Here is a 13,524-nt window from a genome sequence, read left to right on the forward strand (position 1 = left end):
GGCCGTATGAGCACGCGGGCCTTCATTACCGGCGTTTCCGGAACGGAACTAACCGCCGCCGAGCGGGAGTTTATCCGCAGCGAACGCCCGTGGGGCTTCATCCTCTTCAAGCGCAATGTCGAGACGCCGGCTCAAGTTGCTGCACTCGTTGCGGAATTGCGGGCGGTTGCGGGTTTCGCTGATGCCCCTGTCCTGATCGATCAGGAGGGTGGGCGGGTGCAGCGCCTGACGCCGCCGCATTGGCCGGTCTATCCGCCGGGCGCTATTTTCGCAGGCCTCTACGATACTGATTCGGCGCTCGGGCTGACCGCGGCGCGCCTCAGCGCCCGGCTGATCGCGTGCGATCTCGCAGATCTCGGCATTACCGTGGATTGCTTGCCGCTGGCCGACGTGCCGGTGGCTGGCGCCAACGCCGTCATCGGGAACAGGGCTTACGGCACCGAACCGGGAAAGGTCGCCGCGATCGCCCGCGCGGTCACCGAGGGCCTGGAACAGGGTGGCGTGTTGCCGGTGCTCAAGCACATCCCCGGCCATGGCCGAGCTACGGCCGATACCCATTTCAATCTGCCGACGGTCGACACGTCGCGCGACGAACTGGATCGCACCGACTTCGCGGCATTCAAGCCTTTGGCGGATTTGCCGATGGCCATGACTGCACATGTTGTGTTTAGCGCGGTCGACCCCGCCCATCCGGCGACGACATCTGCGACAATGATCGCTGAGGTGATTCGCGGCGCAATCGGGTTCCAGGGTTTGTTAATGAGTGATGACGTGTCGATGAACGCGCTGTCGGGCAACATCGCCGAACGGACCCGCGCCATTTTTGCGGCCGGCTGCGACATGGCCCTGCATTGCAACGGCAACATCGAGGAAATGCGTGAGGTCGCCGGCCAGACACCCGAACTGGCGGGCAGGGCGCTGGAGCGGGCGAACGCCGCGCTCGCTGCGCGTAAAGGACCGCAACCGTTCGATCGCGCGGCCGCGCGCGCCGAACTGGAGGCATTGATCGCACGGGCAAACACGGCATCGGCATGACCGCAGAAATCCTATCGTTTGAAACCGGGCGGCCCGCAGAGCTCGCCGAGGGTGAGCCGGCGTTGGTGGTGGACGTCGAGGGTTATGAAGGTCCGCTCGACCTGCTGCTCGCACTGGCGCGGCAGCAGAAGGTAGATCTCGCCAAGATCTCGATCCTGGCGCTCGCCGACCAATATCTCCACTTCATCGAAGCCGCGCGAAAGATCCGCCTCGAGCTCGCCGCCGACTATCTCGTGATGGCGGCATGGCTCGCCTTCTTGAAATCGCGTCTGCTGCTGCCGGAGCCGCCGAGTGCGGAAGGCCCGAGCGCGGAGCAGATGGCGACGGCGCTCGCCAACCGCCTGCGCCGGCTGGAGGCGATTCGTGAAGCCGCCAACCGGCTGATGAACCGGCAGCAATTGCTGCGCGACATCTTCCCGCGCGGCGAGCCCGAGCAGATCGCCGAGATCAAGCATCCGAAATACACGGCAACGCTCTATGACCTGCTCACCGCCTATGCCGCGCAGCGCCAGTCGCGCGTGCTGGCGAGCGTGCATCTGGCCAAGCGCACGGTGTGGTCGCTTGCCGAGGCGCGCGCCACGCTGGAGCGGCTCGTCGGAAGCATCAGCGAGCAAGACGATTGGGGCGTTCTCGACGATTTTCTGCTTCAGCATGTCGCCGACCCGACGCAGCGCGCGACGGTGCTCGCCTCGAGTTTCGCGGCTGCGCTCGAGCTGGTGCGCGAAGGTCAGCTCGAGCTGAATCAGAAAGAGGCGTTTGCGCCCATCTATTTCCGGAAGGGGCGCCCCAAGCCGGTCATGGACGCAGCTCCTGCGCCCGATGCGCCGGTCGCTTAAGTGCAAGTGCAACAAGGAGAATCTGCCATGGCAAGCCTGGCTGAAGTGCGGGTAGAAGAGGCCGAGCCGATGGAGAACGAGTCCCAGGCACGTCCCGAAGAATTGCGGCTGCTGGAAGCGCTGCTGTTCGCTTCGAATGAACCGCTGGACACCGCGACGCTGGCCAAGCGCATGCCCGAGGGCGTCGACGTGAAGGCCGCGCTCGAGCAGTTGCAGGCCGACTACTCCCTGCGCGGCGTGAATCTCGTGCGGGTCGCCAACAAATGGACCTTCCGCACCGCGGGCGATCTCGCCTGGCTGATGACCCGCGAGAGCACCGAGACCCGCCGCCTGTCGCGCGCCGCGATCGAGGTGCTGGCGATCATCGCCTATCACCAGCCGGTGACGCGCGCCGAGATCGAGGAGATCCGCGGCGTCGTCACCTCGAAGGGCACGCTGGACGTGCTGCTGGAAACCGGCTGGATCAAGCCGCGCGGTCGTCGCAAGACGCCGGGCCGTCCCTTGACCTTCGGAACCACCGAGGACTTCCTGTCGCAGTTTACTCTGGAACAGCTCGGCGATTTGCCGGGCCTGGAGGAGCTGAAGGGCACTGGCCTGCTGGATTCGCGCCTGCCGACCGGATTCAGCGTGCCGACGCCGTCGGATGACCCGACTTTGCGGGAAGACGAGGATCCGCTGGAGCCGGGCGAGGACCTTGATCTGGCGCTGGCGCCCGCGGTCGAGCCCGAGACGCCGGAAGGCGGCCATGAGGGGGGCGAGGGTGGCAGCGAGGACTGACGTCCCGGCCTTTTACCGGCCGCCTGCGACCAGTTAACACTAGCAAAATTACGTAGCGCCAACAGCGAATTGCCGCTGCCTTGGTCCTTGTTTTTGACACCTGCCAAGCCTAGGTTTCGGTGAAGATCGGCCGGTCCCCGGCCATGCGCGTTTGGAGGGTTGCAGGATGGGTTCACTCAGCATTTGGCACTGGGTCCTGGTGATCGCAGTGGTCCTGCTGCTGTTCGGTCGCGGCAAGATCTCGGATCTGATGGGCGACGTGGCGCAGGGCATCAAGGCGTTCAAGAAGGGCATGCAGGACGACGACAAGGTCGCCGACAAGCCCGAGCCGGCCAAGTCCATCGAGCACAACAATGCCGCGCCGACCGCGGCACGGTCGGACGTCGGCAGCAAGGCCGTCTGAGCCAGAGAGCACGCGAGACGCGGGTAGCGGACCCGATCCTGCGCGCGAGGGATTGGGCCGGCTGCGGCTGGCGTGAACGGAAGACCTCATGTTCGACATCGGGTGGAGTGAACTGGTCCTGATCGGGGTCGTGGCCCTGATCGCCATCGGCCCGAAAGAGCTGCCGGGCGTGCTGCGCATGGTCGGGCAGTGGATGGGCAAGGCGCGCAAGATGGCCGCCGAATTCCAGGGCCAATTCCAGGAAGCGATGCGCGAGGCCGAAATGGCCGACCTCAAGAAGAGCTTCGACGAGGTCAAGGAAGCGGCTTCCGGCTTCGCCGGCAACAATTTGATGACCTCGCTCCAGAAAGACGTCAGCGACGCGCTCCGCGTCGATGCGCTGGACAAGCCCGCCGAGACCTCGATCTCCACCGCTGTCGAACCGTCGGCGACTTCAAGCGAAGCGCTGACGACGCCCACCACGCCGGAAGCGCCGACGCCGGAGACCTTCGTGGAAGCCGAGGCACATGCGGCCGTGAACGAGCCGCTCGCCATCACCCGTGAGGTCGAGCAGGCGCAGGTCGCTCAAGGTTCGGTCACGCAAGATTCGGTCACCCAGGACACTGCGCCGGCCGAGGCGATTAAGGGCGCCAAAGCGTCATGAGCGCCGCCGATATCGAGGCCAGCAAAGCTCCCCTGATGGACCATTTGATCGAGCTGCGTTCGCGGCTGATCAAAGCGCTGCTCGGCTTCGGCATTGCCTTCATCTTCTGCTTCTTCTTCGCCAAGCAGATCTACAACGTGCTGGTCTGGCCGTTCGTGTGGATCGCGGGTCCCGAGAACTCGAAATTCATCTATACCGCGCTGCTGGAATATTTCATCACCCAGCTCAAGCTCGCGCTGTTCGGCGCCGGCTTCATCTCGTTCCCGATCGTCGCGACACAAATCTATAAGTTCGTCGCTCCCGGACTCTACAAGCACGAGAAGCAGGCCTTCCTGCCGTATCTGGTCGCGACCCCGTTCTTCTTCGTGCTGGGCGCAGCACTGGTCTATTTCGTCGTGCTGCCCATGCTGGTCCGCTTCTCGCTCGGCATGCAGCAGGCCGGCAGTGACGAGACCGCGCAGATCCAGCTGCTGCCCAAGGTCGGCGAATATCTGTCGCTGATGATGTCGCTGATCTTCGCCTTCGGCATCGCCTTCCAGCTTCCGGTGATCCTGACGCTGCTGGGGCGCATCGGCATCGTCACGTCTAAAATGCTGCGCGAGAAGCGCCGCTATTTCATCGTCGTTGCCTTCGTCATCGCGGCCGTTCTGACCCCGCCCGATGTGCTCAGCCAGTGCTCGCTCGCGATTCCCTTGCTCGCGCTCTACGAGGGCTCGATCATCGCGGTGGGAATTGTGGAGAAGAAGGCGGCAGCTTCGCAAGCCTCTAGCGGCACCGACGTATCGACGCCGGCCAATCCGGCAGAGTAGGGCGCCCCATACTCCGGTGTCATTCCCCGCGAAAGCGGGGAATCCAGTACGCCGCGGCCTATCGGGAATCAGTGATGTTTCTGGAATACTGGATCGCCCGCTTTCGCGGGCGATGACAGCCGTGCTAGGGGAAGCAGCCATTTGCATAAATGCAAATCCAGGATTTGCAGGGTTGCAACAAGCCCCAGGACCACGGCCATGCACGACATCAAATCGATCCGCGACAACCCGCAAGCCTTCGACGCCGGCCTCGCACGACGCGGCCTGAAGCCGATGTCGGCGTCGCTGCTTGCGATCGACGAGACCCGGCGTGCGGCGATCCTGGCTTCCGAGCAGGCGCAGGCGCGGCGCAATGCGGCCTCAAAGGAAATCGGCGATGCCAAGAAGACGAAGGACGAGGCGCGCGCGGCGAAGCTGATGGCGGAGGTCGCCGAGCTCAAGACCACCATGCCGGAGCTCGAGGCGACCGCGAAGGCTGCCGACGAGGAGCTCGCCAAGGAGCTGGCGGCGATCCCCAATCTGCCGCTCGGCGAGGTGCCCGATGGTGTCGACGAGCACGGCAATGTGCAGCGCCATGTCTTCGGCAACAGGCGCAACTACGCGTTCGTGCCAAAACCCCATGACGATCTCGGCGCCGCGCTCGGTGACATGGATTTCGAGACCGCAGCGAAGCTCTCCGGCGCGCGCTTCGTCGTGTTGAAGAAGGGACTGGCGCGGCTCGAACGCGCGCTCGGCCAGTTCATGCTGAACCTACACGTTGACGAGCACGGCTATACCGAGATCAATCCGCCGCTGCTCGTGCGCAACGAGATCATGTTCGGCACCGGACAATTGCCGAAGTTCGAGGACGACCAGTTCTGGGCGATCAAGGGCGAATTGCTCGCCGCGCCCGACCATGAGCGGCTCCGGACCGAGCGTCTCGGGATCATTCCGACCGCGGAGGTGGCGCTCACCAATCTCGTCCGAGAATCCATCCTCGACGAAAAGCAGCTGCCGATGCGGCTGACTGCGCTGACGCCGTGTTTTCGCGCGGAGGCGGGCGCCGCAGGGCGCGACACCCGCGGCATGATCCGGCAGCACCAGTTCACCAAGGTCGAACTGGTCTCGATCACGACGCCGGAGACGAGCAAGGACGAGCACGAGCGCATGCTCGCCTGTGCCGAGGAAGTGCTGCGACGGCTCGAGCTGCATTACCGCGTGATGACGCTGTGCACCGGGGATATGGGTTTCTCGTCGCAAAAAACCTATGACATCGAGGTCTGGATGCCGGGTCAGGGCGACGGCGGGGCATTCCGCGAGATCTCAAGCTGCTCGGTTTGCGGCGATTTCCAGGCCCGCCGGATGGACGCGCGCTCGCGCGGCCCCGATGGCAAGCCGCGGTTCGTGCACACGCTCAACGGCTCCGGCACAGCGCTAGGCCGCGCGTTGATCGCCGTGATGGAGACCTATCAGCAAGAGGACGGCTCGATTGCGGTCCCCAGCGTGCTCCAGCCCTATATGGGCGGGCTGAAGGTGGTCGCACGCGACTAGGCGTGCCGCCAATCTGAAACGGAGAAACGTTTGGTTGCGAAGATCGGGCGGCCGGTTATCCTGCCGGCCACCCGACAACGCGAACCGATCGTTCATGGCCTTGCACCGCGATATCTTCTGGGTCGGCAGACAATGGGCGGTGACGGGTGCCGGTATCCAGGCCGTCGATCAGCGGCTGCGTGGCGTGCTCGACATCGCGATCACGCGGCTCTGGGACGACGATCTGGTCCAGAGCCGGCGGGCCAAGCCCGGTGTGAATGCAGCCGATTTCGACCAGGCGCTAACGCTGGCACGTGACCGCTTTCCACAGGCGCCGGTGCCGGACCCATTCGTCGCGCAGCTGGAGGCGCTCGGCGTGATTGAGGCGCCGATGGTGAGCCCGGTCGTGCCGGCGATGAGATTGCACGCGGAGGGCCGGCTTGCGCGCTTTCTGCCGCAATGGCGAGTTCGCCGATAACCGCCAAGCCGGCGACCAGGTGCCGCCCGGTCGGCCGGTTTGCCTGATCGGCCCCGGCCGGATAAGACGGCTCAGACCCGCTTCAGGAATCGACCTTTCCCATGCGCATTCTCTGCACCAATGACGACGGCATCCACGCCCCCGGCCTCAAGGTCCTGGAGGAGATCGCGCGCGCATTGTCCGATGACGTCTGGGTGGTCGCGCCTGAGCTCGACCAGTCCGGCGTGTCGCATTCGCTGTCGCTCAACGATCCGCTGCGCCTGCGCGAGGTCGGTCCGCGGCATTTCGCGGTGCGCGGCACGCCGACCGACTGCGTCATCATGGGCGCGCGCCACATCCTCGGCGCCAAGCTGCCCGATGTCGTGCTGTCCGGCGTCAACAAGGGCCGCAACGTCGCCGAGGACGTGGTCTATTCCGGCACCATCGCCGGTGCGCTGGAGGGCACCATCCTGGGGCTGCCGTCCTTCGCCCTGTCGCAGGAGTTCAGCGTGGAGACCCGCGACCGGCCGCTGTGGGACACGGCCCGCAAATTCGGGCCCGACATCCTGCGCAAGGTGATCGCCGCCGGCATCCCGAAGGACACCGTCATCAACGTCAACTTCCCGGCCTGCGCGCCGGAGGATGTGCTGGGCATCCGCGTGACGCGGCAAGGCAAGCGCAATCTCGGCTTCCTTAGGATCGACGAGCGCAGGGACGGCCGTGGCAATCCGTATTTCTGGATCGGCTTCGAGCGCACCGCGATGATGGATACGCCGGCCGACGGCACCGATCTCGCGGCGCTCCGCGAACGCTACGTCTCCGTCACGCCGCTCAGGCTCGACCGGACCAACGAGGCGTTTTCCGAGGCGCTGAGTGCGACGCTGAAGTAAGTCCGACGCTGAAGTAATCCGACCTGGAATGGGGCCTAGCCGCCGCGAAGCGCGGCTTCGATGGTCTTGCCGAGGGCGTCGAGCTGAAATGGCTTCTGAAGCGCCGGCCGATCGCGGTACTGCTCGGGCAGGCCCGAGGAACCGTATCCGGTGGCGAAGATGAACGGGCAGCCCTTCGCCTTGATGACATCGGCGACCGGCGAGATGACCTTGCCGTTGACGTTGACGTCGAGAATGGCGATGTCGAACTCGGTTGCCTGGGCGAGCCGCATGGCTTCGGTGATGTCGCCCGCCTCGGCTGCGATCTTGTAGCCAAGCTCTTCGAGCATGTCCGCGACCATCATCCTGATCATCACCTCGTCTTCGACGAGGAATACAGAGCGGCCAGTAAGCCCCGTCGCGGTCATGGTCGAGTCCTTGCCCATTGCCAAAAACGTTCGCAGATAACATGAATCGACGCAATGCGCGTTTCGACGAACGGATGCCTGAAAATGGCCATCGCGGCTCGCCCGTTGCAAGCCAATTTATGGTCAACTACGCCATCCGAAGCCTATCATGGGTTCCCTGAGCCGGAACAGGAATCTCGCGCCCAGGTTGGGCGTCCCGGACCGAAAACACAGCACAAGCAGGCAATGACCCCCCATCAGCACCCGCCGGAAAAGATGATGTTTCAGCTCACGCTGAGGCGTCGGGGCATCAGCGACCAGGCGGTCCTGAGGGCCATGGAGGAGGTGCCGCGCGATCAATTCGTCGACGACGCCGATCGGGACGGCGCATATCGCGACAGCGCGCTCCCGATCGCCTGCGGGCAGACCATCAGCCAGCCCTTTGTCGTCGCCTACATGACCGAGCAGCTCCAGCTTCAGAAGAAGCACCGCGTCCTCGAGATCGGCGCCGGCTCGGGCTACCAGGCGGCGGTGCTGTCGCGGCTCGCCGGCCAGGTGTTGACGGTCGAGCGCTACCGCAAGCTTGCGGATGCCGCACGTATCAGGCTTGAAAAACTCAACTATCACAACGTCGAGGTGATGCTGGGCGACGGACTCAATCTGCCCCCCAATATTGGCCCGTTCGATCGCATCATCGTCACGGCCGCGATGGAGCAGCTCCCGGAGAACCTGGTCGAGCGGCTGGAGGTGGGTGGCATCCTGATCGCGCCCGTCGGCCCGCATCAGGGGGTGCAGACGCTGATCCGGCTGAGCCGGACCGAAGCCGGGATCGAGCGCAAGGAACTCGTCGAGGTCCGCTTCGTGCCGGCGCTGCCCGGCGTGGCGCGGGAGCTGTAGAATTCCGGATTGGCTGCGCTGCCAACATCTTATTGGGAGGGTTAAGCCGTTATTTACTCGGCGCGTGTTTACTTAAAACACCAGTTCTGTTGCGTACGAGTGAGTAACCATGTCCGTTGCCGCCGAGTTGCTTTACTCGCGCCGTGTGCCGCAGGTCGCGGTGCTGGCGCTGATCTCCTTCAGCTTCGCAGGGTGCAGCGCCGACATGTCGTCGCGCATGTCCCAGTCGAACTTCTCCAATCCCTTCGCGCAGGAATCGACCGGTTCAGTGCAGCAGGCCCCGCCGCCGCAGCGTGAGTTGCCGCAATATTCGCGGCCGCAGACGCAGTCCGGTTATTATCAGTCGCAGCCTTTGCCGCCGGCGGTATCCACGCCGCAATCCTACCCCGTTGCAGCAGGCGGTGTGTCCGGAGGCGGACGCGGCGTGGGCTCCTACGCACCCCCGGCGCAGCCGCATCTCGAGACCACGGCCACCGTGCCGCCACGCTCGGTTGCAGCCGCCCAGCCGGTCGGCGGAACCAAGATCATCGTCGGCACCAGCGATACGCTCGACCTGCTTGCCAAACGCTATCGCGTCACGCCGCAGGCGATCCTCGCCGCCAACGGCTATAAGGGGCCGCGCGCGCTCTCGCCCGGCCAGCAACTGATCATTCCGCACCAAGCTACGGCGGCTGCGCCCGCGCCGCTTATGGCTCCCCTTGCCGCTGCCCCAGCGCCCGCTGCGAAGCCGGTTGCGGCCGTTGCCGCGCCGTCAAGCACGCACTTCGTGAACCACGGCGACACGCTCGCCAGCATTGCCCGCAAGAACCATATCTCGGCGGCCGAATTGGCCCGCGCCAACGGCCTCGATCCCTCTGCAAAACTCAAGCTCGGCGCCAGGCTGGCCGTGCCCGGGGCCAAGACCGCCGCTGTCGCAGCACCGCTTGCCGCGGCTCCGGTCGGAGCCGCTCCCGTCGCGGGGACGCTGCAGCCGGTTGCTGCCGCGCCTGCGCCCGCCACCAAGATGGCCGCCGTCGCCGCGCCGGTGCAGAGCGCGCGCCTGGCCCAGGCCACCGCCAACGTCGAAGACAAGGCCGCGGACACTCCCGCGAAAGCTGCGGAGACCACCAGCGCGCTGCCGACTTTCCGCTGGCCGGTGCGCGGCAAGGTGGTCACGAGCTACGGCGCCAAGACCAATGGCAAATCCAACGACGGCATCAATCTCGCGGTGCCCGAGGGCACGCCGGTCAAGGCGGCCGAAGACGGTGTCGTTGCCTATTCCGGCAACGAGCTGAAAGGTTACGGCAATCTGGTGCTGGTTCGGCACTCCAACGGCTACGTCACCGCATATGCCCATGCGAGTGAGCTGATGGTGAAGCGCGGCGATACCATCAAGCGCGGCCAGGTCATTGCCAAGTCGGGTCAATCCGGGGAGGTGGCGTCGCCGCAGCTCCACTTCGAGATCCGCAAGGGATCGAGCCCGGTTGATCCGCTTCAATTCCTGAACGGGGCGTGATGAGGCCTACATTGTCTCCCAACTGAAGCTGTCGTCGCCCGGCTTAACCGGGCGACCCAGTACGCCGCGGCCTCTCGATCGATCACAACCGTCTCTGGAATACTGGATCTCCCGCTTTCGCGGGCGATGACAGTTTTGGGTTGGGCTATGACTGTGGCTACGTCGCCGCCAGCTTGACGCCGAGCCGTCCCGCAAGCTCCTGGACGAACTGCCAGGCGACACGGCCCGAGCGCGAGCCGCGCGTCGTCGACCATTCAAGTGCCTCGCGTTCCAGGGCGTCATCGTCGATCTTCACGCCGAAATGGCTGCAATAGCCCCGCACCATGGCGAGATATTCGTCCTGGCTGCACCGGTGGAAGCCGAGCCAGAGACCGAAGCGATCCGACAGCGAGACCTTCTCCTCGACGGCTTCGCCGGGATTGATCGCGGTCGAGCGCTCGTTCTCGATCATCTCGCGCGCCAGCAGATGGCGGCGGTTGGAGGTGGCGTAGAGGATGACGTTCTCCGGCCGCCCCTCGATGCCGCCTTCGAGCACCGCCTTGAGCGATTTGTAGGACGCATCATTGCCGTCGAACGAGAGGTCGTCACAGAACACGATGAAACGGAAGGATGAGGCGCGAAGCTGTTCCATGAGGGCGGGCAGGCTCTCAATGTCCTCGCGATGAATCTCGATCAGCTTCAGTCTGTCGGCCGGTTTGCGCTCCGCGTTGATGCTGGCATGCGCCGCCTTCACCAGCGACGACTTGCCCATGCCGCGCGCGCCCCAGAGCAGCGCGTTGTTGGCGGGCAATCCGTTGGCGAAACGCTCGGTGTTCTCCATCAGGATGTCGCGCATCCGGTCGACGCCCTTGAGCAGGAACATTTCGACGCGGCTGACCCGCGGCACCGCCGCAAGGCGGCCGTCCGGGTGCCAGACGAAAGCATCCGCCTGCTTGAACGACTCGCGTTCGGCGGCGGGCTTGCCTTGCGCGGAGAGGTGCGCCGCAATCGTCTCCAGCGCGCGAACGATGCGCTGCTGGGAGACGTTTTGGTTCGTCTTGGACGTCGTCTTGGAAATCGTCTTGGAAGCCGCCTTGAGGGCCACCTTGGGACGTTTTGCCGCGACGCCGGCTGCCTTCGCGGCAGGGGTGCGAGGGCCTTTGCCGGCCGGGCTTTTGCTCGGTTTTGGGGCATGTCCGAAGTTCCTGAGAATGCAGCCTTATCGGGCCTGTGCGCGCGCCGCAAGGTGGCTAAAAGGGCGGTCTGGCAGCGTTGCAATTGGGGCAATGGCCGCTATAGTCCGCGCGAATTTGACCGAACCGGTCGCCATTTGGGCCTGACCGGTTTTCCCCCGTTCTCACGAGGATCGTCCGAATGCTGATTACCCCTGCGTATGCCCAGGCTGCGGGCGCCGGCGACACCAGCGGCATGCTGATGTCTCTGCTGCCGTTCGCCCTGATCTTCGTGATCATGTACTTCCTGATTCTGCGTCCGCAGCAGAAGAAGGTCCGTGACCACGCCGACCTGGTGAAGAACATCCGCCGCGGCGACACCGTCGTGACCTCGGGCGGTCTCGTCGGCAAGGTCACCAAGGTTGTCGACGACGACCAGATCGAGTTCGAGATCGCCGATGGCGTGCGCGTGCGGCAGATGCGCTCGATGGTCTCCGGCGTGCGCGCCAAGGGCGAGCCGGCCAAGGAATCCAAGGAAAGCGCCAAGGAAGACGCCGCGTCGAAGTGAGTGCTTCCGCGAGTCTCTCAAGTTTTCCTGCAAATCTCCTGATCTGACAGGTCCAGTCGATGTTGTATTTCACGCGGTGGAAGGCGCTCGGGATTATCCTGACGGCGCTGATCGTGTGCCTCTGCGCGGTCCCGAACTTCTTCCCCGAAGCGCAGGTCAAGACCTGGCCCGCCTGGGCGCAGCGTCGGCTCGTGCTCGGCCTCGATCTTCAAGGCGGCTCCTATCTGCTGCTCGAGGTCGACGGCAACTATGTGAAGAAGGAGCGGCTCGACCAGGTCCGCGACGACGTTCGCCGGACGCTGCGCGATGCCAAGATCGGCTTCACCGGCGGCGTCACCGTGCGCAACGACGCGGCCGAGGTTAGGATCACCAAGGAATCGGACCTGCAGCCTGCGCTCGCCAAGCTGCGCGAGCTGTCCCAGCCGCTGGGCGGACTGGTCGGATCCAGCGGTCAGCGCGACCTGGATGTGACTGACGCCGGCGGTGGCGTGATCCGCCTTACCATCCCGCAGGCCGCGATGCTCGACCGCATGCGCAAGACCATCGAGCAGTCGATCCAGATCGTCGAACGCCGCGTCAACGAGCTCGGCACCGTCGAGCCCGTCATCCAGCGCCAGGGCAACGATCGCATTTTGGTGCAGGTCCCCGGCCTCCAGGATCCGACCCGGCTGAAGGAATTGCTGGGCAAGACCGCGAAGATGGAATTCCGCATGGTCGATACGTCGGTGCCGCCCGATCAGGCGCAGCAAGGACGTTTGCCGCCGGAATCCGAGCTTCTGATGAGCGCGTCACCGCCGCCCACACCCTATGTGGTCAAGAAGCAGGTGCTGGTCGCCGGCGGCGACCTGACCGATGCCCAAGCGAGCTTCGACCAGCGCACCAGCGAACCCGTCGTGAGTTTCAAGTTCAATACGTCGGGCGCGCGCAAGTTCTCGCAGGCCACGCAAGAGAACGTCGGGCTGCCTTTTGCGATCGTGCTCGACAACAAGGTCATCTCGGCTCCCGTGATCCGCGAGCCCATCACAGGCGGACAAGGCCAGATCTCGGGCAGTTTCACGGTGCAATCGGCCAACGATCTCGCGATCCTGCTGCGCGCCGGCGCGCTGCCGGCACCGCTCACGGTGGTCGAGGAGCGCACCGTCGGTCCGGGCCTCGGCCAGGACTCGATCGAAAAGGGCGAGCTCGCCGCCTATGTCGGCTCGATCCTGGTCATCATCTTCATGCTCTTGACCTACCGGCTGTTCGGCGTGTTCGCCAACATCGCGGTGGCCATCAACGTCGCCATGATCTTCGGCCTGTTGTCGCTTCTCAACGCCACGCTGACGTTGCCCGGCATCGCGGGCATCGTGCTCACCGTCGGTATCGCGGTCGATTCCAACGTGCTGATCTACGAGCGCATCCGCGAGGAGTTGCGTGGCGGCCGCAACGCGATCTCGGCGATCGACGCCGGCTTCAAGCGGGCGCTTGCGACCATCCTCGATTCCAACATCACCACTTTTATTGCCGCCGCGGTGCTGTTCTACATCGGTACCGGTCCGGTGCGCGGCTTCGCCGTGACGCTCGGAATCGGCATCATCACCACGGTGTTCACCGCTTTCACCCTGACCCGGCTGATCGTGGCCTGGTGGGTGCGGTGGAAGCGGCCGCAGAGCGTGCCGATCTAGGAGC

General features: G+C 64.8%; 15 protein-coding genes. 13 read left to right on the top strand and 2 right to left on the bottom strand.

Annotation, left to right across the window (positions count from 1 at the left end; genetic code table 11):
• Positions 1-6: 6 nt before the first annotated feature.
• From nagZ to surE, 9 genes are all read left to right on the top strand, one after another.
• Complete coding sequence (nagZ, locus tag AB3L03_RS36665; protein ID WP_018458031.1) at positions 7-1,035, top strand: beta-N-acetylhexosaminidase; 1,029 nt, start codon at positions 7-9, stop codon at positions 1,033-1,035.
• Complete coding sequence (locus tag AB3L03_RS36670) at positions 1,032-1,871, top strand: ScpA family protein (protein WP_007590654.1); 840 nt, start codon at positions 1,032-1,034, stop codon at positions 1,869-1,871. The genes nagZ and AB3L03_RS36670 overlap by 4 nt, the downstream gene beginning before the upstream one ends.
• A gap of 27 nt (positions 1,872-1,898) precedes the next feature.
• The gene (gene scpB, locus AB3L03_RS36675; protein ID WP_204511288.1) at positions 1,899-2,648 is read left to right on the top strand and encodes an SMC-Scp complex subunit ScpB; all 750 of its coding nucleotides are present in this window, start codon (positions 1,899-1,901) and stop codon (positions 2,646-2,648) included.
• 166 nt (positions 2,649-2,814) lie between these two features.
• On the top strand, positions 2,815-3,051 hold the full coding sequence (locus AB3L03_RS36680; RefSeq protein WP_007610722.1) for a twin-arginine translocase TatA/TatE family subunit: 237 nt from the start codon (positions 2,815-2,817) through the stop codon (positions 3,049-3,051).
• Positions 3,052-3,139: 88 nt separating this feature from the next.
• Entirely contained in the window at positions 3,140-3,694 is a 555-nt protein-coding gene (tatB, locus tag AB3L03_RS36685; RefSeq protein ID WP_018458029.1) for a Sec-independent protein translocase protein TatB, read from the top strand.
• Complete coding sequence (tatC, locus tag AB3L03_RS36690) at positions 3,691-4,503, top strand: twin-arginine translocase subunit TatC (protein WP_018458028.1); 813 nt, start codon at positions 3,691-3,693, stop codon at positions 4,501-4,503. The genes tatB and tatC overlap by 4 nt, the downstream gene beginning before the upstream one ends.
• A gap of 198 nt (positions 4,504-4,701) precedes the next feature.
• Positions 4,702-6,033, top strand: coding sequence for a serine--tRNA ligase (gene serS / locus AB3L03_RS36695; protein ID WP_018458027.1), 1,332 nt, complete (start codon positions 4,702-4,704; stop codon positions 6,031-6,033).
• A 94-nt stretch (positions 6,034-6,127) separates the two neighbouring features.
• Complete coding sequence (locus AB3L03_RS36700) at positions 6,128-6,490, top strand: hypothetical protein (RefSeq protein ID WP_085353194.1); 363 nt, start codon at positions 6,128-6,130, stop codon at positions 6,488-6,490.
• A gap of 101 nt (positions 6,491-6,591) precedes the next feature.
• The gene (gene surE, locus AB3L03_RS36705; RefSeq protein WP_085353192.1) at positions 6,592-7,359 is read left to right on the top strand and encodes a 5'/3'-nucleotidase SurE; all 768 of its coding nucleotides are present in this window, start codon (positions 6,592-6,594) and stop codon (positions 7,357-7,359) included.
• Positions 7,360-7,394: 35 nt separating this feature from the next.
• Here surE and AB3L03_RS36710 read toward each other — a convergent pair whose 3' ends face one another.
• Positions 7,395-7,766, bottom strand: a complete 372-nt coding sequence (locus AB3L03_RS36710) for a response regulator (RefSeq protein WP_007590670.1) — start codon at positions 7,764-7,766, stop codon at positions 7,395-7,397.
• 225 nt (positions 7,767-7,991) lie between these two features.
• Here AB3L03_RS36710 and AB3L03_RS36715 point away from each other — a divergent pair, with 225 nt between their 5' ends.
• Together AB3L03_RS36715 and AB3L03_RS36720 are read left to right on the top strand one after the other, a co-directional pair.
• Positions 7,992-8,642: a protein-L-isoaspartate(D-aspartate) O-methyltransferase gene (locus AB3L03_RS36715; RefSeq protein ID WP_026233485.1), complete on the top strand. Its 651-nt coding sequence runs from the start codon at positions 7,992-7,994 to the stop codon at positions 8,640-8,642.
• Positions 8,643-8,751: 109 nt separating this feature from the next.
• A complete protein-coding gene (locus AB3L03_RS36720; RefSeq protein WP_247548107.1) occupies positions 8,752-10,137 on the top strand; it encodes a LysM peptidoglycan-binding domain-containing M23 family metallopeptidase in 1,386 nt (461 codons plus the stop codon).
• A 157-nt stretch (positions 10,138-10,294) separates the two neighbouring features.
• Here the strand turns inward: AB3L03_RS36720 and AB3L03_RS36725 are convergent, their stop codons facing one another.
• Entirely contained in the window at positions 10,295-11,329 is a 1,035-nt protein-coding gene (locus tag AB3L03_RS36725) for an ATP-binding protein (protein WP_368509115.1), read from the bottom strand.
• 161 nt (positions 11,330-11,490) lie between these two features.
• On the opposite strand from AB3L03_RS36725, the gene yajC reads away from it, so the two are divergent.
• Together yajC and secD are read left to right on the top strand one after the other, a co-directional pair.
• Positions 11,491-11,856 carry a preprotein translocase subunit YajC gene (yajC, locus tag AB3L03_RS36730; RefSeq protein ID WP_007610701.1) on the top strand — a complete coding sequence of 122 codons (366 nt, stop codon included), beginning with the start codon at positions 11,491-11,493 and terminating at the stop codon, positions 11,854-11,856.
• A gap of 59 nt (positions 11,857-11,915) precedes the next feature.
• A complete protein-coding gene (gene secD / locus AB3L03_RS36735) occupies positions 11,916-13,520 on the top strand; it encodes a protein translocase subunit SecD (protein WP_018458020.1) in 1,605 nt (534 codons plus the stop codon).
• Positions 13,521-13,524 lie beyond the last annotated feature (4 nt).

This window comes from Bradyrhizobium lupini, assembly GCF_040939785.1.
In the GTDB taxonomy this organism is placed as follows: domain Bacteria; phylum Pseudomonadota; class Alphaproteobacteria; order Rhizobiales; family Xanthobacteraceae; genus Bradyrhizobium; species Bradyrhizobium canariense_D.